Origin of the sequence: Enterobacter asburiae (assembly GCF_024599655.1) — a bacterium.
Lineage (GTDB): Bacteria > Pseudomonadota > Gammaproteobacteria > Enterobacterales > Enterobacteriaceae > Enterobacter > Enterobacter asburiae_D.
Genome location: NZ_CP102247.1, coordinates 683255 through 704642, shown reverse-complemented (window position 1 = coordinate 704642; position 21388 = coordinate 683255). Strand labels below are relative to the sequence as shown.

19 protein-coding genes and 1 other RNA gene are annotated in these 21388 nt (G+C 54.5%); 4 read left to right on the top strand and 16 right to left on the bottom strand.

Annotation, left to right across the window (positions count from 1 at the left end; translation table 11 throughout):
- Positions 1-13: 13 nt before the first annotated feature.
- Complete coding sequence (locus NQ230_RS03400) at positions 14-379, top strand: DUF805 domain-containing protein (protein WP_023294635.1); 366 nt, start codon at positions 14-16, stop codon at positions 377-379.
- 39 nt (positions 380-418) lie between these two features.
- Here the strand turns inward: NQ230_RS03400 and NQ230_RS03395 are convergent, their stop codons facing one another.
- The gene (locus tag NQ230_RS03395) at positions 419-1321 is read right to left on the bottom strand and encodes a LysR family transcriptional regulator (RefSeq protein WP_023333543.1); all 903 of its coding nucleotides are present in this window, start codon (positions 1319-1321) and stop codon (positions 419-421) included.
- Between the two features lie 104 nt (positions 1322-1425).
- Here NQ230_RS03395 and NQ230_RS03390 point away from each other — a divergent pair, with 104 nt between their 5' ends.
- Positions 1426-2127: a pirin family protein gene (locus NQ230_RS03390; RefSeq protein ID WP_023309295.1), complete on the top strand. Its 702-nt coding sequence runs from the start codon at positions 1426-1428 to the stop codon at positions 2125-2127.
- 80 nt (positions 2128-2207) lie between these two features.
- Here the strand turns inward: NQ230_RS03390 and NQ230_RS03385 are convergent, their stop codons facing one another.
- Entirely contained in the window at positions 2208-3512 is a 1305-nt protein-coding gene (locus tag NQ230_RS03385; protein ID WP_257259961.1) for an L-cysteine desulfidase family protein, read from the bottom strand.
- Positions 3513-3532: 20 nt separating this feature from the next.
- The gene (locus tag NQ230_RS03380) at positions 3533-4864 is read right to left on the bottom strand and encodes an SLC5/6 family protein (RefSeq protein ID WP_257259960.1); all 1332 of its coding nucleotides are present in this window, start codon (positions 4862-4864) and stop codon (positions 3533-3535) included.
- An 86-nt stretch (positions 4865-4950) separates the two neighbouring features.
- On the opposite strand from NQ230_RS03380, the gene NQ230_RS03375 reads away from it, so the two are divergent.
- Positions 4951-5133: a hypothetical protein gene (locus NQ230_RS03375; protein ID WP_147430012.1), complete on the top strand. Its 183-nt coding sequence runs from the start codon at positions 4951-4953 to the stop codon at positions 5131-5133.
- Here the strand turns inward: NQ230_RS03375 and NQ230_RS03370 are convergent.
- The 12 genes from NQ230_RS03370 to garL form a co-directional block, all read right to left on the bottom strand.
- The gene (locus NQ230_RS03370) at positions 5126-5428 is read right to left on the bottom strand and encodes a Spy/CpxP family protein refolding chaperone (protein WP_257261308.1); all 303 of its coding nucleotides are present in this window, start codon (positions 5426-5428) and stop codon (positions 5126-5128) included. The genes NQ230_RS03375 and NQ230_RS03370 overlap by 8 nt on opposite strands.
- A 260-nt stretch (positions 5429-5688) precedes the next feature.
- Positions 5689-7983 (bottom strand): formate C-acetyltransferase, encoded by a 2295-nt coding sequence (gene pflB, locus NQ230_RS03365; protein ID WP_257259958.1) that lies wholly within the window; start codon positions 7981-7983, stop codon positions 5689-5691.
- Between the two features lie 15 nt (positions 7984-7998).
- Positions 7999-9207 (bottom strand): propionate kinase, encoded by a 1209-nt coding sequence (tdcD, locus tag NQ230_RS03360; protein ID WP_257261307.1) that lies wholly within the window; start codon positions 9205-9207, stop codon positions 7999-8001.
- 30 nt (positions 9208-9237) lie between these two features.
- A complete protein-coding gene (gene tdcC, locus NQ230_RS03355; RefSeq protein WP_023333551.1) occupies positions 9238-10569 on the bottom strand; it encodes a threonine/serine transporter TdcC in 1332 nt (443 codons plus the stop codon).
- Between the two features lie 9 nt (positions 10570-10578).
- Entirely contained in the window at positions 10579-11568 is a 990-nt protein-coding gene (tdcB, locus tag NQ230_RS03350; RefSeq protein ID WP_121424826.1) for a bifunctional threonine ammonia-lyase/L-serine ammonia-lyase TdcB, read from the bottom strand.
- A 101-nt stretch (positions 11569-11669) separates the two neighbouring features.
- Positions 11670-12590: a transcriptional regulator TdcA gene (tdcA, locus tag NQ230_RS03345; RefSeq protein WP_008501504.1), complete on the bottom strand. Its 921-nt coding sequence runs from the start codon at positions 12588-12590 to the stop codon at positions 11670-11672.
- A gap of 817 nt (positions 12591-13407) precedes the next feature.
- On the bottom strand, positions 13408-13752 hold the full coding sequence (locus tag NQ230_RS03340; protein ID WP_227441845.1) for a hypothetical protein: 345 nt from the start codon (positions 13750-13752) through the stop codon (positions 13408-13410).
- A 52-nt stretch (positions 13753-13804) separates the two neighbouring features.
- Positions 13805-15274: a PAAR domain-containing protein gene (locus NQ230_RS03335; protein ID WP_257259955.1), complete on the bottom strand. Its 1470-nt coding sequence runs from the start codon at positions 15272-15274 to the stop codon at positions 13805-13807.
- Complete coding sequence (locus tag NQ230_RS03330; protein WP_257259953.1) at positions 15275-15772, bottom strand: hypothetical protein; 498 nt, start codon at positions 15770-15772, stop codon at positions 15275-15277.
- 638 nt (positions 15773-16410) lie between these two features.
- An RNA gene (rnpB, locus tag NQ230_RS03325) (RNase P RNA component class A) lies at positions 16411-16788 on the bottom strand.
- Positions 16789-16847: 59 nt separating this feature from the next.
- Complete coding sequence (garR, locus tag NQ230_RS03320; RefSeq protein ID WP_257259952.1) at positions 16848-17738, bottom strand: 2-hydroxy-3-oxopropionate reductase; 891 nt, start codon at positions 17736-17738, stop codon at positions 16848-16850.
- 21 nt (positions 17739-17759) lie between these two features.
- Entirely contained in the window at positions 17760-18530 is a 771-nt protein-coding gene (garL, locus tag NQ230_RS03315; protein ID WP_159514981.1) for a 2-dehydro-3-deoxyglucarate aldolase, read from the bottom strand.
- Between the two features lie 374 nt (positions 18531-18904).
- Here garL and garD point away from each other — a divergent pair, with 374 nt between their 5' ends.
- The gene (gene garD, locus NQ230_RS03310) at positions 18905-20476 is read left to right on the top strand and encodes a galactarate dehydratase (protein WP_257259949.1); all 1572 of its coding nucleotides are present in this window, start codon (positions 18905-18907) and stop codon (positions 20474-20476) included.
- Between the two features lie 46 nt (positions 20477-20522).
- Here the strand turns inward: garD and NQ230_RS03305 are convergent, their stop codons facing one another.
- Positions 20523-21326, bottom strand: coding sequence for a DeoR family transcriptional regulator (locus NQ230_RS03305; RefSeq protein WP_063143552.1), 804 nt, complete (start codon positions 21324-21326; stop codon positions 20523-20525).
- Positions 21327-21388: the final 62 nt, after the last annotated feature.

Here is a 21388-nt window from a genome sequence, read left to right as displayed (position 1 = left end):
GAGGCAAGGAAAAATGGACTGGTATTTAAAAGTACTGCGCAACTACATTGGATTTGGTGGCCGTGCCCGCCGCAAAGAGTACTGGATGTTCGTTCTGGTGAACTTCATCCTCATCATGGTGCTGGGTATTGTAGATAAAATTCTTGGCTGGGAGCGCGCTGGCGGTGAAGGCGTATTGACCACCATTTATGGCCTGTTGGTCCTGCTGCCATCATGGGCGGTGCTGTTCCGTCGACTGCACGACACCGATCGTTCAGCGTGGTGGCTATTGCTGCTGTTGATCCCGATTGTGGGCTGGATCGTGATTTTAATTTTCAACTGCCAGAGCGGGACGCCGGGCGAAAACCGCTTTGGTCCGGATCCGAAGATCGGCGCATAAAAAAAGCCCGGTGGCGCTTCGCTTACCGGGCCTACTCGTTTATTTATTGTGGTGGGCGAAGAGTTTAGGTATTTCGCGCAGGCACCACGATTTGGCTTCGCCCATGCTGTCGCGACGCCACGCCATAATGATATCCACCTCGTGGCTATATTCCGGGCTGACAACGCGCAGCCGCCCTTCAGCAATGTCTTTTTCCACGAACGGATAGGGCATGGTCGCCACGCCCAGACCCGCCAGCAGCGCCTGCCGCTTGTCTTCCAGCGAGGTCACCGTCAGACGAGGCTGCTTATCCAGCAGCTGCACCGTCAGCACCGGACGCTCGCGCGCGGTATCCGCCACCGCCACGCCCCGATACTTCACGCGCGTCACCTCTGAAAGCGGCTCCGGCTCCTGGTGAATCGGGTGATTGGGTGCGGCAACGTAGACGTTCATCACGCTGTAAAGCTTGCGCGAGTTGATTTCTGATGAGGAACGAAAGTGCATGTCCGGCGCAATGACGATATCCGCCCTGCCCGTCTCCAGACGTTCCCACGCGCCTGCCAGCACCTCGGTGATGATTGACAGCTGCGTATTGGCCTTCGCCGCCAGGCGGTCCACCAGCGGGAACAGCGCTTCAGTCGGCACCAGTGCTTCCGTCACCAGCGTCAGATGGGTTTCCCAGCCGCGCGCCAGCGCTTCGGCGTCCGTGGTGAGCTTGTCCGCCGCTTCCAGCAGCACGCGGCCGCGCTCCAACAGCATTCGCCCCACGTTGGTGAATTTTGTTCGATGACCGGAGCGGTCAAACAGCACCACGTCCAGCTCTTCCTCCAGCTTCTGCATGGTGTAGCTTAGCGCAGACGGAACGCGCCCCAGCTCATCTGCCGCCGCCGCAAAACTGCCGCGCCGGTCAATTGCGTCCATGACGCGAAGCGCCTCAAGCGTCAATGCTCTCTCTTTAGCCATCTCGTTCTCATTCAGGAAATTTGAACATACCGGGCAGAATATCTGGCTAACAATGCAGCGTCCATACCTTTACCATTGTTTTAGTGTAAAGAGAGGTCAAGTTTATGATTACGACAAGAACAGCTAAACAGTGCGGACAAGCCGATTTCGGTTGGCTGCAGGCCCGCTACACCTTTTCCTTTGGACACTACTTTGACCCTAAACTCCTCGGTTACGCTTCATTGCGCGTGTTGAACCAGGAAGTGCTCGCCCCGGGCGCCTCTTTCCAGCCGCGTACGTACCCGAAAGTCGATATCCTGAACCTGATCCTGGAAGGCGAGGCAGAATACCGCGACAGCGAGGGCAATCATGTCCAGGCAAAGGCTGGCGAAGCGTTGTTAATTTCCACGCAGCCGGGCATCAGCTACAGCGAGCATAACCTCAGTAAAGACAAAACGCTGACCCGCATGCAGCTGTGGCTGGACGCCTGCCCTGAGCGGGAAAACCCGCTGGTACAGAAGTTAGATTTAACGGGCGATAAGCAGCAGCTGATTGCATCGCCGGACGGCAGTAAAGGGAGTCTGCAGCTGCGTCAGCAGGTGTGGCTGCACCATATCGAGCTGAAGAAAGGTGAACAGGCGAGCTTCCAGCTTCATGGTCCGCGCGCCTATTTGCAGTCTATTCACGGTACGGTGCATGCAGTGACGCACACGGAAGAGAAAGAAGCGCTCACCTGCGGCGACGGGGCGTTTATTCGTGATGAAGCGAATATCACCCTGGTGGCGGATACGCCGCTGCGCGCGCTGCTGATTGATTTGCCGGTTTAAGATAAACACGCCCCCTCGCTCGATCGGTTCCCTCTCCCTGTGGGAGAGGGTTAGGGTGAGGGGTAACGGGTTGGATTAAATCACAACACCTTACTCGCCATAATCTCAATAATCTGCCGGTCCGTTTCCTGCATTGAGCGGCACGCCAGCGCGCACAGGTTTGCGATCGACTGCTCCACATCGTGCGCCACTATCCCCTCGTTGCCCGTCACGGCCGAATCATCCAGCGCCATCATCACCGCTTTCCAGGCACTTGCCACGCTGGTCGAGACTTTCATCGCGCAGCTGTTAGAAGCGCCGTCGCAGATCATCCCGCTGACGTCCCCGACCATGCTGCTGATGGCCATTGCAATCGTCTGGTAACTGCCGCCCATCAACCACGCCATGCCCGCCGACGCCCCCATCGCCGCCGTTGTTGCGGCACATAGCGCCGACAGGCGCGGAAGCTGGAAATGGATATAGATAGCCGAAAGATGTGACAGCATCAGCGCTCGCGCCAGCCGTTCGTCGTCAGCCTGAACGTGCTCCGCTACCACCACCACCGGCATGGTGGCGGCAATCCCCTGATTGCCGGAACCCGAATTGCTCATCGCCGGCAGCGTCGCGCCGCCCATGCGGGCGTCCGATGCCGCACTGGTGCGAATAACAATGTCTGAACCCAGATCCTGCGCCATCCATCCGCGCGAGCGCTGCTTATCGAGCGTTGCGCCAATGTGCAGCCCCCACTTCCCGCTGAGCCCTTCCCGGGAGAGCGCATCGTTCAGCTTTCCAGATTCCAGAATGAAGCGAATCAACTTAAACGGAACCTGCTCAACAAATTCCAGGATCTGCGACAGCGTGGTAGTTGAGAGTACCGCCAGCGGATCGTCTTTCGTCTGACATTGCCGATCGTCAAGCGTAAAGCGCGTTTCGCCCTGACAAACCACCTCCACCACCCGGGTATGCCCGCCGGCGATGGTCACCATTGCCGAGGTGTCCCCTGCATGAACACAGGCGCGCGAGTAAAGGATCTCATCGCACGGCGCCTGCAGTTTAACCTGCACCTGCCCCGCCTCAAGCAGGGCTTTGGCGCGTATCAGCGCATCGGCGGTGACATCTTTCAATACCTCCAGTCCGGCGTTGGCGTTACCGCCAATCGCGCCCAGCGCCGCCGCAATGGGTAACCCGACCATGCCGGTGCCCGGCACCGTTACGCCCAGCCCGTTTTTCATCAGGTTCGGCGATACCCACGCCTCTATTTGCGTGACCTCCCCCGGCAGAAGGTCTGCGGCCATCGCGCAGGCCAGCGCCAGAGACACGGGTTCGGTGCACCCAAGGGCAGGCTTCACTTCTTCCTGCACCGCGCGAATAAATTGATTCCATAAAGGATGAGTTTGCTCAGACATCGTTACGACCTTAATTACCCTCAGGAGAATGCGAGGAAAGGAGAAACACAAAGCAGCAGTCCGGTGATGACGATTATCACCAGCGATACGCCTTTATATTTATGCAGAGCCGGCACCTTGTAGACCAGCCATGCAGGGATCAGGCAGCCCACCATGCCGAAGATAGGGCTGCAAATGGAGGTGAAGCTCAACACCGGCGCGTTTAAGACAATGGCGCTCCAGGCCAGCAGAATGGCGAACAGCATAATCCCGCGCTGGACGGCGTTTTCACTGATTTTCTCTGCGGGCATTTTGCGGCGCAGGATGTTCATGACGATACCCTGCGTAGCCTCGCGAAAGCCGAGGTAGACACCGAAGAACGCGGTCATCACGGCAAAAATATTGAGGATCACGCTGACGATTTTGACCCAACCCGCGCCGTCACCGCTGATAAACTGCGCCGCAATCGCCAGAGCCGAAATATTCTGCTCGTAGGCTTTAACCGCCTCATCGTGCCCCATCGCCAGCGTAAAGGAGACGGCGTAGAAGAAGACCGTCACAAACAGCACGCCAAAGGCAATATTCATCGCCCGCAGCGCTTTATGGCGCGCTACCTCCACAGATTTTTCCCGTGAACGGTACGAGATCACCATCGGGCTTAAGGTCTGAATAAACAGAATGGAGGTTAAGGTAAAGGGCAGCGTAATGATGGCGTTTTTTACCAGCAGCCCCACGGGCGGCAGCATGCCCACGTTGGCCAGATGCCAGAGGCCAATCATCGATAGCCCCAGCGCCGCGACCACAAATAGTTTGGTCAGCACCATCAGGCTGGAGACTTTAAACAGCAGCTTTTCCCCTCGCGAGGAGATCGCCACCAGAATACAGATCAGGAATAACCCGTAAAACGGATTCTCAGAGAGCAAATGGTCGGTCACGCCAAAGGTATGCAAATACGATGCGCTGTCGTTGGTTATGGCCGTGGAATAGACAAACATCCAGATCACCAGCATCACGAAATAAAGCGCACCTAATAAAATCCCCCAGTTCTTACCTAAATAACCGCTAATGACGCTCGGGTAGTCTTTGCACTCCGGCGATTCCGCCAGGGTATTAATAAACAGACGCTGGAATAAATACATGGCCGGATAGCCAATGATTGATGAGAGCAAAAATACCCACAGGCCCATTAACCCGACCTGGACAGGGAGAAAAACAATCCCCGCGCCGATAGCCATCCCGATACTCATGATGACCCAGCCCGTGTCGGTGCTGTCGAATTTAATTGCCGCTTGCCACTCGGTCTCGCTCATTCCCGCTCGCCTTGCCGCGGCGGAATCACTCACAATCACACTGCTGTTTGTTGCCGTATCCATTGGGCACTCGCTTATTTTGTAGGGTAAACAGTTGTTTTTATAGGTTTCCGATCGCCAGCGATTGCGATTCAGAGGATTGCAGGTGTGTGTTATTGGTGTGGGAAGATCATATCCGGACCGCGGGAGAAAAAGGTCACAACATTAATAAGGATATTCTGTTTCGAGAGGAAATTTTGCTGCTGTATGTGGACGCTGAGCGTAAATTTTCTAAAAGTGACGGCGATCAAGAAATAAATACCCGCGCCATGCGCGGGCAGGAAATCAATTAGCCAGCGCGTTAGCCATATCGGTTCTGATCTGCTTGCGCTGCTCCGGCGTCAATACCTGACTGACGTCGAAGTAATACTTCACGCGGTAATAACGGGTCTGCTCTTCAATTTTGCTGAATGCGGTAAGCTGGCTTTTCACCGTACTTTCGTCCCATTTGCCCGCCTGGAACATGTCGATCAGCGCGCCGTCCTTCACGCCCGTCATCGGAATGTTGCTGACATTTTGTTCCAGCTGCTTATGCAGATCTTCAATCTTCTTCACCTGCTCATTGCTGAGCTTCAGGTGCTGTACCAGCGGATCCTACGAGGGAGACGGGGCTGCCTCAACGTTCGCGGCCTGTGCCGTAAAACTGCACACTGCCAGCGAGGCGGCGACCAGCGCAATACGGGTCATTTTCATCATCTTACTGTCCTTACATGCTGTTATAGGGGAAAGCAGGCGTATTGTTTTTCAAGAGCGGATGAATATGTGTGAGTAATTATATAAACAATTTTGTATGTTTAGCGGGCAAAAAAATGCCCCCTGCGCTGAGGGGGCATGAGGCGGCATTTGCGTCAGATGGAATGCGTAAACGTCCTTGAAATCACATCCTGCTGCTGCTCGCGCGTCAGGGCGTTAAACCGCACCGCATAGCCCGACACGCGGATCGTCAGGTTCGGGTAATTCTCGGGATGCGCAATGGCATCGAGGAGCATTTCCCGGTTCATGACGTTGACGTTCAGGTGCTGCCCGCCCTCAATGGACGCTTCGTGGTGGAAGTATCCGTCCAGTAGCCCTACCAGGTTGGTTTTGCGCACCAGCTCGTCCTTGCCCAGCGCCTGCGGCACGATGGAGAAGGTGTAGGAGATCCCGTCTTTCGCATAGGTGAACGGCAGCTTGGCGACCGAGGTTAACGAGGCCACCGCCCCTTTTCTGTCGCGGCCGTGCATCGGGTTCGCGCCTGGCGCAAACGGCGTGCCGCCGCGGCGTCCGTCCGGCGTGTTCCCGGTCTTCTGGCCGTAAACCACGTTGGAGGTGATGGTCAGGATCGACTGGGTTGGGACCGCGTTGCGGTAGGTTGGCAGCGCCTGAATTTTCTTCATAAAGCGCTCCACCAGGTCGCAGGCGATGCTGTCCACGCGGTCGTCGTTGTTGCCGTACTGCGGATAATCTCCTTCAATCACGAAATCGACCGCCAGTCCGGTATGGTCGCGCACCGGCTTCACCGTGGCATATTTAATGGCCGACAGGGAATCCGCCGCTACCGACAGCCCGGCAATGCCGCAGGCCATGGTGCGATAGACGTCCCGGTCGTGCAGCGCCATCAGCGAGGCTTCGTAGCTGTACTTATCATGCATGTAGTGAATGAGATTCAGGGCGCTGATGTACTGCACCGCCAGCCAGTCCATAAAGTGATCGAGGCTCGCCATCACGGTGTCGTAATCCAGCACGTCATCCAGCAGCGGCTCGGTTTTCGGGCCGACCTGGATCTTCAGCTTCTCGTCCACCCCGCCGTTGATCGCGTACAGCAGCGTTTTGGCGAGGTTGGCGCGCGCGCCAAAGAACTGCATCTGCTTGCCGATCACCATCGGGCTGACGCAGCAGGCAATGGCGTAGTCGTCGCTGTTGAAGTCCGCACGCATCAGATCGTCGTTCTCATACTGCAGCGAAGAGGTGACGATCGACACCTGCGCGGCGTATTTCTTGAACGCGATCGGCAGTTGTTCAGACCAGAGGATCGTCAGGTTCGGCTCCGGCGCAGGCCCCATGGTGTGCAGCGTGTGCAGATAGCGGAAGCTGTTTTTGGTCACCAGCGTGCGCCCGTCCAGCCCCATGCCGCCGATCACTTCCGTCGCCCAGATCGGATCGCCGGAGAAGAGCGTGTCGAACTCCGGCGTGCGCAGGAAGCGCACCATGCGGATCTTCATGATGAAGTGGTCGATCAGCTCTTGCGCCTGGGCTTCATTCAGCCTTCCTGCCTGCATGTCTCGTTCAATGTAGATATCGAGGAACGAGGCCGTGCGCCCCAGCGACATCGCCCCGCCGTTCTGGGATTTCACCGCGGCAAGGTAGGCAAAATAGACCCACTGCACCGCTTCCTGGGCGTTCATCGCCGGGCGCGAGATATCAAAGCCATAGTTCGCCGCCATCTGCTGGATCTGCAGCAGCGCGCGCCTGTGCTCCGCCAGCTCTTCACGCAGGCGGATCGTCGCCTCCAGATCTTCACCGCGCTCCAGCCTGCCCTGCAGATCCGTAAACTGGAGTTCACGCTCGCGCACCAGATAAGCGATCCCGTACAGCGCCACGCGACGATAGTCGCCGATGATACGTCCGCGCCCGTAGCCGTCCGGCAGACCGGTCAGCACGCCGGATTTACGACAGCGCATCATCTCAGGGGAGTAGACGTCAAACACGCCCTGGTTGTGGGTTTTGCGCAGGTCGGTAAACAGGTACTCGAACTGCGGATCCATCTCCCGGCCATAGGCTTCGAACGAGCTGCGGATCATGTTGATCCCGCCGTACGGATGGAGCGCGCGCTTGAGCGGCTTATCGGTTTGCAGACCGACGATCGTCTCCAGATCCTGATCGATATAGCCCGGCCCGTGGGCCGTAATAGTGGTGGCAATGTTGGTGTCAAAATCCACCGGGGCGTGGGTGGCGTTCTCCTGGCGAATGCCGACCATTACCTTCTGCCATAGCGCCGTCGTTGCTGGCGTCGCCTGCGCGAGGAAAGCTTCATCGCCTTCATAAGGGGTGTAGTTATGCTGAATAAAATCGCGGACGTTGACGGCGTTTTTCCATTCTTCACCGCGAAACCCGGCCCATGCGTCGCTGTAGGGCGCGACGCCCGTATCGATCGTTACTTTCATGTGTTTCTCGCTTTATCAGGCGTAAGCCGCGGCCGGAGTAACCTTCCCAAGACGGAGGGCGTCCAGCGCGATCATTTTTTCTTCGTTGGTAGGGATAACCGCGCAGGCCACGCGGGACGACTCGGTGGAGATCACGCGCTCACCCGCGCTGCCCGGCAGGGCATTTTTGGCGTCGTCGAGGCGGATGCCGAATACGTTCAGATGTTCCGCCACCAGCGCGCGGACAAGCTTCGAGTTTTCGCCAATGCCGCCGGTAAAGACCACCCCATCCAGGCGGTGCAGCGACGCCGCGTGCCCGGCGATATGTCGCGCAATGCGGTGAACAAAGGTGTGTATTGCCAGCTGTGCCCGCTCATTGCCTTCGTGCCAGGCTTTCTCCAGCGCGCGTAAATCGGAGGAGATGCCGGAGATCCCCAGCAACCCGGACTCTTTATTGACCACGCGCTCCAGATCCTCGAACGACTGCCCGGTCTGCTGGGCAATCCACGCCATCGCGCCGAAGTCCACGTCGCCGCAGCGCGTCCCCATTACCAGCCCTTCCAGCGGCGTCATCCCCATCGAGGTATCGACGCTTTCGCCGTTGCGCACCGCGCAGATGGACGCCCCGTTGCCCAGATGGGCAATCACCAGGCCGCTGTCATCGGGGGGCAGCCCGAGAAGCGTATGCGCCTGCGCGGCCACGTAGCGGTGAGAGGTGCCGTGGAAGCCGTAGCGGCGCACGCCCAGCGCTTCAAAATAGCGGTACGGCAATCCGTACAGATACGCCTGCGGCGGCAGCGTCTGGTGGAAGCTGGTATCAAATACCGCCACCTGCTGCACGCCCGGGAACAGGCGCTCTGCGGCTTCCACGCCGCTCAGGTTGGCGTAGTTATGCAGTGGCGCCAGCGGGGAGACCTGGCGGATCTGCTCGATCACCTCTTCCGTGATCAGGGTCGACTCGCTGAAGAGGTCGCCGCCGTGCGCAATGCGGTGGCCAATTAGGGCCACGCTGCTCATCAGGTTACGCTTCTCCAGCTCCAGGGCGATGGCAGCCAGCGCCCCTTCGTAGTCCTGGTGAGCCAGCCTGGCCGGCTCACCCCCGTTCACGGAAATAAAGGCCTTCTCGGTGTTGATCCCATCTGCAATGCCTGTCATCAGGGCATCGCAACTGCTGGCGTCGAGCACCGAAAACTTAACAGAGGACGATCCGCAGTTAATAACCAGTACAACCGGAAACTCAATCATCATGTGACTCCGCTCTTCCTGAGCAATGGGTTAGAACAGTTTGTAAACGATATTCAGAATGGTCAGCAGGCCGACCGCGGTAACGAAGATGTTCTCGGTACGCCCTTTGTATTTCGCCAGCGCCGGTGCCTTGCGGATGGCGTACATCGGCAGCAGGCACAGCAGAGAGGCGATGATTGGTGCGCCCATGGCTTCAATAAGGTCCAGAATGTTCGGGTTGGCGTAGGCCACAACCCAGGTGGAGCCCATGATGAACACCATGCTGATGGTATTCAGTTTGCCAACGGAGACTTTCTTCTTATCGCCCTTGTAGCCGAACTTGAGGATCAGGCCGTTCAGCCCTTCCAGCGTGCCCAGGTAGTGGCCGAAGAAGGATTTGAAGATAGCCACCAGCGCGATGATGGAGGCACCGTATTCCAGTACCGTCGCAAACGTCGATTTGGTTCCGGACATTGATGCAAAGTGGTTCGCCAGGTAGGAGAGCACCGGAATGTTCTGCGCCTTGGCGTCCGCCATGTTCTGCGGAGAGAGCGTAAACAGACAGCTAAAGGCGAAGAACATCACCACGGCCACCATCAGCAGACTGGCGCGACCGATGATTTTGGAACATTTTTGCTCGGTGAACTCTTTACCGAACTCAGGTTCGTACTCTTCGCGCTTGGAAACCACAAACGAGGAGACGATAGGCGAGAAGTTAAAGGAGAAGACCATGATGGAGATGCCCAGCCACACCGTGACCAGAATGCCATCATGACCGGTAAAGGCGATATCGCTCAGGTTGACCTGGTCGATCACTGCCGAGTTCCAGTAAGGGATCAGCGACAGGGAAATCAGCACCAGGCTGGCGATAAACGGGAACACCAGGAAGCTCATGACCTTCACCATCAGGTCTTTACCAAACCAGATAACAAAGGCCATCAGCAGCAGCAGGAACAGCGCCACCACGCCGCGGTTCAGCGCAGGCAGCTGGAGCTGGTTTTCCCAGAAGGTCATAAAGGTGTTGGTAATGGTGACGCCGTAAATCCACAGCAGCGGGCAAATGGCGAAGAAGTAGAGGAAAGTGATCACCACCCCACCGGTCTTACCAAAGTGCTCTTCCACCGTTTCGGTGATGTTGCCGGAGACGTTGCTGCCGGACAGACACAAACGCGCCAGCGCGCGGTGGCAGTAAAACGCAATCGGGAACGCGAGAACCAGCATCAGCAGGATAGGGATCAATCCACCAAAGCCTGCGCGAATGGGGAAGAACAGCACGCCTGCGCCAATGGCGGTACCAAACAGGCCAAGCGTCCAGGTGGTATCAGACTTACGCCAGGAGGACGTTTTTGTCTGGCCAACGATAATGCTTTCTGTGTTGCTCATAGGTCACCTTTATGCGTCAACGAAGCCGGTAATTTGGGAAACACGGGAGAGATCGATATTGCCGCCGGAAATAATGCAGACGGTTTTACGACCCTGAATATAGTGGTCAAGCTTGCCGCTTAATAACGCGGCACAGGCCAGCGCACCCGCGCCTTCCGTCACCACTTTATTTCGCTGAATAAGCGCGATCATGCTGTCGCGAATGTTGTCTTCGCTGACCAGCACAATGTCATCAACCAGCTCGCGAACAATTTCGAAGGTTAATGTGCCGGGACGAGACACATCGCAGCCGTCCGCTAATGTGCCGGAGACGCGGTGGTTGACGATTTCACCGGCCTGATAAGACGCAGCCATACCGTGAACATTCTCTGACTGCACGCCGATAATATTAATGGTGGGGTTGATGGATTTAATCGCCGTCGCAATCCCGGCAATTAAACCGCCACCGCCGATAGGCACAATGACGTTATCCACGTCGTATAAATCTTCGAGAATTTCCAGACCGATGGTGCCCTGCCCGGCGATCACTTTGGCATCGTCGTAAGGGGGAATAAAAATACGCCCTTCCATCTCGACGATTTCGCTGACTTTGGCGATGGTGTCGTTGAAATTTTCACCGTGCAGCACGACTTCTGCGGAGTAGTCGCGGGTAGCGGCAACCTTGGATTTCGGCGCGCCCATCGGCATCACCACTTTACCGTCGATGCCGAGCATGGCGCAGGAGAGGGACACCCCCTGCGCGTGGTTCCCCGCGGAGCAGGCGACAACGCCTTTGCGTTTTTCAGCGTCGGTCAGCGAGCTTAACTTGTTAAACGCGCCGCGGATCTTAAACGAGCCGGTACGCTGCATGTTCTCAAACTTCAGGAATATTTCGCCCTTACAGCGTTCGCTCAGGTAATTCGAACGTGGCATACCGGTTTTATATATTTTTCCTGCCAGTCGTTTTCTGGCGTCCTGAATATCTTCAATCGTTACCGGGAGATCGTAGGTAATATGCATAATATCCTCGTTATAATAATTCATTCTTTTCAGGCAAAGTCAGGGTATCAGCGCGTTAACACGTTAACGCTCTGGGTGTTTTTAAAATGGATACTAATTATTCATCGTCGTCTTTCGATATTCATCGACGAATATTGTTTTGCCAGCTCAACTAATACTGACGCCGATTTTTTAATCCTGTAATTTTTTGACCACACGGCGGCATAACGCGCTACGGGTAATTCATCTTCCACTGGCAGCACAATAAACTGGTCAGAACCGAACGGTGCTATCATGTCGCGGGGAATCACCGTCAGATAATCGGCATTCAGGACAAGGTTATAAATGGTGACGACGGAATCGGTCTGGACGATGTTTTCGATGCTGATGTGGTTGTCTTGCAGGGTGGTCAGAAGTTCTTTGTAGTAGCCCATATCGGTTTGCGGCATCACCCACTGCTCGTGAGTGAGCGATGCCAGTGTCGTCGGGCCGGTGCACGTTCGCGTTTTGCTGGCGACCAGCACAAACTCGGACTCAAACAGCGGTTCGACGTGAAGATCCTGCAGCAGCATTTCATCGCTCAGCGTGCCGATAGCGAAATCCAGACGACCATCGCGAATGGCCGGCAGGAAAGAGGAGAGCTGGGCTTCATACATCGAGACGCGTGCTTTCGGGAACACTTCCTTGAATTTTTTGATCATCTCAGACAGGAAGGTAAAGCCGATCAGCGACGGGTAACCAAAGGAGACGTCCATAACGGTGCTGAAACTCAGGCTGTTAATCTCACTCACCATGTTTTTCATTTCGCGGGTGATCGACTCAGAGTACGAGAGCAGAACCTGGCCCGCGGCAGTGAGTTTTACGCCGGTGTTTTTACGCACCATCACTTCCACGCCGAAGTAGGACTCAATATCGCTGATGATTTTGCTGACGGCGGGTTGCGTCAGGCCCAGCTGTCTTGCTGCAGAACCTATGGAGCCACTTTTAATGACTTCCTGAAATACCACGAGGTGCTGTGTTTTCGGTAGAATAATAGTGTTCATAATATTCTGCACTTATTTCCCTATGACGGGGTGAATTCTACTCAATAATGTTTGAAGGGGTATGTGCTGTTACTCACAATTTGCTTTCCAGAACCCTTAACCCACACATCAAAAATCCAATAAAACAGATATATATCAAATAGATAACACAGTATAAATATGCTACTACGCTGATATTGATCAACAAAAATAGCGGTAATAAATTTATTTTATGGCGATAACCCGGATAAATTTTACCGTCCGGAAAAAATCAATAAAGACGATATTTCAGGCAATTAAAGGCCAATAAATAACCGCTATTTGTTTGAAACATTCTTTCAATTTATCAATTTTTTACGACGTGAATTTTCAGGCTTGAGGAAAAGAGTGGAATACGTCACATATTCACGGGAGAAATGTATTTGTTTTCAATATATGCATATCAAACGAGAAAAGTTTCGGGATCATTAAGGTAACAATCATAACAAATTATCAATACTGAAAATCGTGCGTTTTTTAGCGTGAAATTTTGTGATGGCGATCGTCTACAGATTCAGGAGCGACACTGATGGGTTAAAAACAGTGAAATGTGCTTAATGTCGCAAATATGAGAATTGATGTCGTTTGTCCGGTGCCGGGTGGCGCTGCGCTTACCCGGCCTACAACACCCTGAAAGCAAAAACCCCGCTGAAGCGGGGTTTTTTAAGAAGTTGAAGCTGACCGATAAGGCGGCTTCGTTCGACTGTACGTCATGCATCTGCGGCGCTGGAGTTATCATGTGTCGCAGGCTGTATCGCACTTAGTGTTATAGAGTAAAGCCTGCTAAGGGACGCGCCTTTCACACCCAACCGCGCTCTATCGCTACCATCAGTAGCCCCCCAATGATAAAGAAGATTAGACTGACGACAGCCAGATATATCTCGACGTAGAAAGGTCCGATAAGCCGTTTGGGAAGTCCTCTGATGAAGTCCTTGTCATCGTTTTTGGTCAGGATTGAACTGCGATTCCATAATAGAGGGATGTAGATGAACTGCACTTTCGTACTATAGGCTATGTTGACGTAAAGCGTGTTGACGTTTTCGAACAGCAAGACGGCATCAGGAAGGCTGCCATATTTTTTTTTGTACAGGACGCAAATTTCGCTAAACCGTTTACGGTTTAAGACGGACACGACGATGCTCAAGACACCTAATAACAATCCTGTAAGTGTGGCTATAACCGATACCATTTTTATACTAATCATCACTGGTAATCTCATAAAGACCGAGGGCCTCCCCAATGGATTCGCTCGCTTTTCCGACAGACCAGCTAAAAGCTTTATCGCTTCCGTATGCAATTCCGCCAGATACACTGAGCGTGCAAAGCAGCGCTCCCGCTCCTCCTGCCTCTATGGTTGCAGCCCCCAGAACCACAGCGCAAATAGTATTTGCTGCGCCAGCGCCAATAATCCTAGCTCCCACAGCTCCACCTACTAGGCCACCTGAAAATTCACCGATGGAAGTAAACGAGGTTTTGGCGCAATCCCTACCAACGGTGCAGGCTTCCATGATCTTCGCTGCGGTATCCAAAGCAGACAGACCAATACCGATCTTCCCGGCTGTTTCCATCCACTTAACGTACTTCGCCAGCTTCTCGATATGGGTTGCGTAACCTTCAATATCACTAACACCAGTTTCATTCCAGCGGTGGGTAATTGAACGGCTGGAAAGGCCAAGGGCGCTTTTCAGATCGGTGTATTCGTTGAACATGAATCGATGTTTCATGAACATCTTCAGCACGCTATCAAGTTGACCAAATAAGCGACGGCGTTCAACGAAGAATTGTTCACCGATCAGTGTGCCGCTTGTGATGTACTGGTTTTTGTATGTCTTCTCGATCTCGACGAGAATTTTTTCGACTCTCTCGAAATATCCCTTCGCTGCTTCCGTCGCTCTTCCTGCCTTTCCAGCAGCATCGTTTGCAGTAGTCGCAGCAGCTGCAAACATCTCAATGGTATCTTTATGTTTGAAAAGGAAGTTTGCCTGCTGGATGGAGAGCGGCGCTAATGCTGCATCAATCCGCTGTTTCGCGGCCCGCATATGGGAGATTTGCTCTTCATCCTGCTTATCGGGGTCAACTACCAGCATGATAGAACCCGCTTTATATCTTTTATCCGGGCCGTTTAGTGTAGCGAATAGCTCCTTTACGCCTGCTGGCGGGTTTTCCGTAAATAGCAGACGTTGCCAAGCTTCTGTAGTACCGCCGTAAGGAATAATGGTAAAACCTGCGTCAATACCTGTTTTCTTTTTCGCTGTCTGGGCGTGTTGTTCTGGTTCTACCTGCGACTGTTGAGATGCAGCTAGAGTGGCTGCTGCGGTTGCCGCTTCTGCCAGATACCTTGCTGTTGCCTGAGAGGGGGATTCACCTGGGCCTATCCAGCCCAAAGGGGCTATGATACGGTTAGATCCAGAGAGGCAGCCACATAAAACTACGCACTTGTCCACGGCAACAGGGATCTGGTGAATTGTGCGGTGTGGCTCACCTTCAACAACTTTTCCTTCTTTGCCGCATTTTGGGCAAACTGTGGTCTTGTCACCCAGAACAATCGCGCGGCGGCCCAGAATGTTACCGAAAGAAAGTGAGGGGATTAGCTTTGCGCCAGTTGTAGTCTGATCACCAAACAACGCCATTCCACGACCTAAAACGTTTGGACGCATTCCCCCCATTTACGCCACCTTTGCAACAGTCAGGAAATCATCTGGCATTGATTCACCCTCGCGGAAAGAGAACATCAATCTATAATCAGGGGTGCTGAGAATTTGATCTCCGTTATCAAGTAAACTACCAACCAGCGCGATCCCTTTACCTTCCCATTCGCTTAACTGTCCGGCGCTGGTGATAATGGTGGCCTTAGTCCCGTCTGGATAGGTCACGGTTGCACCTTCTGTAACCATGCTGACCCATTGACCATTACCGAGTTGAACTTTCATGCCCTGGCTCGGATCCGGATTAGGTTCATCGACAACGCCACCCCGAAGAGTAAGACTTCCGGCAACCGCTGCACGATAGATGGCTGTGATTGGATGGTGTAGGGCATATTCTTGCTGTTCAATAATGAGATTGCGGGCTTCCACATTCATTTCTGATAGTTGCTGGTCGGTATAACGGGGAGCATCGAAAGACGCGATGACCGATGAAGTGAGTTCGTTGGTGTATTGTTGCATAAGTCCCTCTGCTTGCTGTGAATTTTTCTGTGCTCGGACACATTGTACAAATAACACCCATGCAGCCGAAAGCGGTTTCCCACTAAAATTGAAACATTATTTCAAATAATTCACTCGGTAAATATTTTCTGTTATTTCATTCGGATTGTGAAATATTGAAGCTTTTGCTGTATGGACAATGTTTCGACTTGGTGACGTAGGTACTCAAACAAATTACGTTTTTCATCAGCTAGCGAACCTGACTTTCGCATAGTACTACGCACTTTTGAGGGGATTTTTTGCTGCGACATAGAAGGCGGTCTGAATGCTGAGTAAATAATCATCAATTTATTTTGTTCTAATTTCCTCCTTTTCTGCACGAAATCCAATAGTAGGGCTGGCTCAAGCCTGGACGATTTTACAAATGAAATGAACATAGGGAGACGGAAAGATATAAATCTTGCTCTACTGGCTGAATCGCAGCCCAGAGACACGCGAAAAAACCGCCTGAAGGTAGTCTGAAATGAACGCTGTAGCGATTGCCACGCTTTAGGATGTTGGGGATAGAACAGCCGTTGGTGTGTCTCTTTTGTATCACAGTCTGTGTCACAGTTTTGCCTTAGAAAATCTGAGACACACCAACGTATTATTATAGAAGAAGTTGAAGCTGACCGATAAGCCGGGTTCTGTCGTTGGACAGTCATTCATCTAGGCCAGCAATCGCTCACTGGCTCAAGCAGCCTACCCGGGTTCAGTACGGGCCGTACCATGTGAACCCCTATTTGGCCTTGCTCCGGGTGGAGTTTACCGTGCCACGGACTGTTACCAGCCGCGCGGTGCGCTCTTACCGCACCCTTTCACCCTTACCTGATCCCGCTTGCGCGGGCCATCGGCGGTTTGCTCTCTGTTGCACTGGTCGTGGGTTTCCCCCCCAGGCGTTACCTGGCACCCTGCCCTATGGAGCCCGGACTTTCCTCCCCTCCGCCCGTCTCCCCCGAAAGGGACGACGACGAAGCGGCGACTGTCTGGTCAGCTTCGGCGCGCAGTATAGAGGGTTTGCGCGCCGCTGTCACCCTAAGGTGTGGGCAAGGCGTGATTAACGCGCCACTTCCACCTTCGCCAGTTTCTCGTAGTAGCACGCAATCGCGCTGTGATCGGCCGTGCCCAGGCCATCGGCACGCAGCGCCTGCATCATCTCCATGACCGCCGCGGTCAGCGGCAGCTGTGCGCCCACGCCGTGTGACGTATCCAGCGCGTTCGCCAGATCTTTGATATGCAGGTCGATGCGGAAACCGGGTTTAAAATTACGATCCATGACCATCGGCGCTTTGGCATCCAGCACGGTGCTGCCCGCCAGACCACCGCGAATGGCCTGATAAACCAGATCCGGATTGACGCCCGCTTTGGTTGCCAGCGTCAGCGCTTCGGACATGGCGGCAATGTTCAGCGCCACAATCACCTGGTTTGCCAGCTTGGTCACGTTACCCGCCCCGATGTCCCCGGTATGCACCACGGAGCCCGCCATGGCTTTCATCAGGTCGTAAAATCTATCGAAGACGGCTTTATCACCGCCGACCATCACCGACAGCGTGCCGTCGATCGCTTTCGGCTCACCGCCGCTGACCGGCGCATCCAGCATATTAACGCCCTTCGCTTTTAAAGCCTCGCTAATTTCACGGCTTGCGAGCGGCGCAATAGAGCTCATATCAATCAGCACCAGGCCCGGCTTCGCACCGTCGATAATGCCGTTTTCACCCAGCGCGACCTCTTTAACATGCGGGGAGTTTGGCAGCATGGTGATGATGACATCGCAATGCTCGGCAATGGCTCTGGCGGTGGTGGCCGTTTCTGCGCCAGCCGCCATTACCTCAGCCACGGCCTGCGAATTATGATCGGATACCACCAGTGAGTAACCCGCTTTGATGAGGTTCTTACTCATTGGTTTACCCATGATCCCCAGGCCAATAAAACCCACTTTCAGCGTCATAATCTGTTTCCTCAATGATGGTTATTTTTTAAAAGCGTCCGCTAATTTCTGCGTAGCCGAGCGGAATACGCCGAGGTCGCTGCCGACGGCAACAAACGTGGCTCCCCATTCCAGATAGCGACGGGCATCAGCCTCAACCGGCGCCAGAATGCCGCACGGTTTGCCGTGTGCTTTAGCGCGGGCAAAGATGTGCTGGATCGCGCGCTGCACGTCAGGGTGGCTGGCATTACCCAGATGGCCAAAGGCGGCAGCCAGATCGCTTGGGCCGACGAAGATACCGTCCACGCCGTTTGTGGCTGCAATCGCGTCGACGTTATCAACGCCCTGCTGGCTCTCGATCTGAACCAGAATGGTGATGTTGTTATTAGACTGCGCGAAGTAGTCCGGCACGGTGCCAAACATATTGGCGCGATGCGAAACGGAAACGCCGCGGATCCCTTCTGGCGGATAGCGCGTTGAGGCTACGGCCAGCGCCGCTTGTTCTTCCGTCTCCACAAACGGGATCAGGAAATTGTAGAAACCGATATCCAGCAGACGCTTGATAATCACCGGCTCGTTGGTGGGTACACGCACTACCGGGGCGCTGCGGCTGCCTTTCAGCGCCATCAGCTGCGGAATAAACGTGCTGATATCGTTCGGCGCATGTTCGCCGTCCAGCACCAGCCAGTCGAAACCGGCCAGGCCCAGCACTTCGGTGCTGATTGGGTTTGCCAGCGCGGACCAGCAGCCAATTTGAATCTGGTGCGCCGCGAGGGCCGCTTTAAATTTATTCGGGAAGATATCGTTACTCATCGTATTTACCTTTTTTATTCCGCAGCCTTTTTCAGTATCATTTTATTTATTCAGACACCGCGCCAGCATTATATTTATTATTCTGACGTATTTTGGCGTTATAAAATCGTCATTCAGTATAAGACGCAATCCACGACCACACATTGTTGTAATGCTCAAGCATTGCGATACATTTTGATAAAAATTTTTGCATATGCACAAAGCACTGGGCGCTAATGCACAGAATCAGGGATTACCGGTTAGGGAGCGATCGCGATCACATTTTCATGCTCCCTATGCTGACATGCTTTAATTCTGAAAGCCGCGTATTTATTTCTACCATTAGAAAATTGGCTGAATTTATTATCAGACACCTTGCTGGAGAATACTGAACAATGGCCGACATTGAAATTCGACAGGCATCGCCGACGGCGTTTTATATAAAAGTACACGACACCGATAATGTGGCGATTATTGTCAACGACAACGGCTTAAAAGCGGGAACCCGTTTCCCGGACGGGCTGGAACTGATTGAGCATATTCCACAGGGACATAAAGTCGCCCTGGTGGATATCCCTGCTAATAGCGAAATCGTACGTTACGGTGAAGTCATCGGCTATGCCGTCCGCGCTATACCACAGGGTAGCTGGGTTGAGGAGTCGCTGGTGGCGCTGCCGGAAGCGCCGCCGCTTAACACGCTTCCGCTGGCGACCCGCGTGCCGGAGCCGCTTCCTCCGCTGGAGGGCTATACCTTCGAAGGCTACCGCAACGCGGACGGCAGCGTCGGCACCAAGAACCTACTCGGCATTACCACCAGCGTGCACTGCGTGGCGGGCGTAGTGGATTATGTGGTGAAAATCATCGAGCGCGATCTGCTGCCGAAATACCCGAACGTGGATGGCGTAGTGGGTCTGAACCACCTCTACGGCTGCGGCGTGGCGATTAATGCACCCGCTGCCGTAGTGCCTATCCGTACCATTCACAATATCGCCCTGAACCCGAACTTTGGCGGCGAGGTGATGGTCATCGGCCTGGGGTGTGAAAAATTGCAGCCCGAGCGCCTGCTGCAGGGCACCGAAGATGTCAAAGCCATTCCGGTAGACGATGCCAGCATCGTGCGCCTGCAGGACGAACGCCACGTTGGGTTCCGCTCAATGGTCGACGATATTCTGCAGGTGGCAGAGCGTCATCTGGACAAACTCAACCGGCGCCAGCGTGAAACGTGTCCGGCCTCGGAACTGGTCGTGGGCACCCAGTGCGGCGGCAGCGATGCCTTCTCCGGCGTGACGGCCAACCCGGCGGTGGGCTATGCATCCGATCTGTTCGTGCGCTGCGGCGCCACGGTGATGTTCTCCGAGGTGACCGAAGTGCGTGACGCCATCCATCTGCTTACGCCACGCGCCGTTAATGAAGAGGTGGGCAAGCGCCTGCTCGAGGAAATGGCCTGGTACGATAGTTATCTCGATATGGGCAAAACCGACCGCAGCGCCAACCCGTCTCCGGGCAACAAAAAAGGCGGTCTGGCAAACGTGGTGGAAAAAGCCCTTGGATCGATTGCCAAATCCGGCCAGAGCGCGATTGTGGAAGTGCTCTCTCCGGGCCAGCGCCCGACGAAACGCGGCCTGATTTACGCGGCAACACCGGCCAGCGACTTCGTCTGCGGCACGCAGCAGGTGGCGTCCGGCATTACGGTGCAGGTCTTTACCACCGGGCGCGGCACGCCGTACGGCCTGATGGCGGTACCGGTGATTAAGATGGCGACCCGCACCGAGCTGGCAAACCGCTGGTATGACTTAATGGACATCAACGCGGGCACCATCGCCACCGGAGAAGAGAGTATTGAGGACGTGGGCTGGAAACTGTTCCACTTCATTCTGGATGTCGCCAGCGGGCGGAAGAAAACGTTCTCCGATCAGTGGGGGCTGCATAATCAGCTGGCGGTGTTCAACCCGGCACCGGTGACGTGACTTCCCCTCACTCTGCCCTCTCCCCCTAGGGGAGAGGGTAAAAAACTTAAACCAACACTACGTCAATCCCGCTTTTCCGCAGCCCGTCCAGGCTCTCCGCCGGAATGCCTTCATCGACAATAATCATATCAATCCTTTGCGTATCAATGATTTTATGCAGGCTTGAGCGGTTAAACTTGCTGGAGTCAGTGACAACGATAATGCGCTCCGCCACCTCGCACATTTTGCGGTTCAAACGGGCTTCATCCTCGTTGTGCGTGCTCACGCCGCGATCGAGATCGATGGCGTCAACGCCCAGGAACAGCAGGTCAAAATGGTAATTCTGTAACGACTGTTCTGCCTGGTCACCGTAGAAAGATTGCGACTGACGGCGTAGATGCCCGCCGGTCATCAGCAATTCCACCCCTTCCGCTTCCAGCAACGCATTCGCTACGTTCATCCCGTTGGTCATCGCAATGACGTCCGTGTGCTGGCGCAGCATGCGGGCGATTTCAAACGTCGTGGTGCCGGAGTCCAGAATAATACGGTGCCCGGGTTTGACCAGCGCGGCAGCGGCCTGCGCGATGCTGCGCTTCACCGCCGTATTCAGCGAGCTTTTATCCTCCACGGAAGGCTCAGCGCCCGGCATGTTGCCTTCGCAAATCAATGCCCCACCGTAAGCGCGAACGGCAATGCCCTGCTTCTCCAGAAACGCCAGGTCGTTGCGGATCGTCACCGTCGATACGCCGTACAGATGAGACAGGTCGTTAACCTGCACGCTTCCCTGCGCCCGCAGCCGCTGAATGATCTGCTCTCGCCTTTCACTGGTGCCGGTGATGCGCTTTTCCGCGGATGAATCGGTGCTGCTCATACGAGCTCCTTAATAAATAGTCTTTCGTTTCATTTCGTTTTGCCTATTAAGTCCTTTCTTTT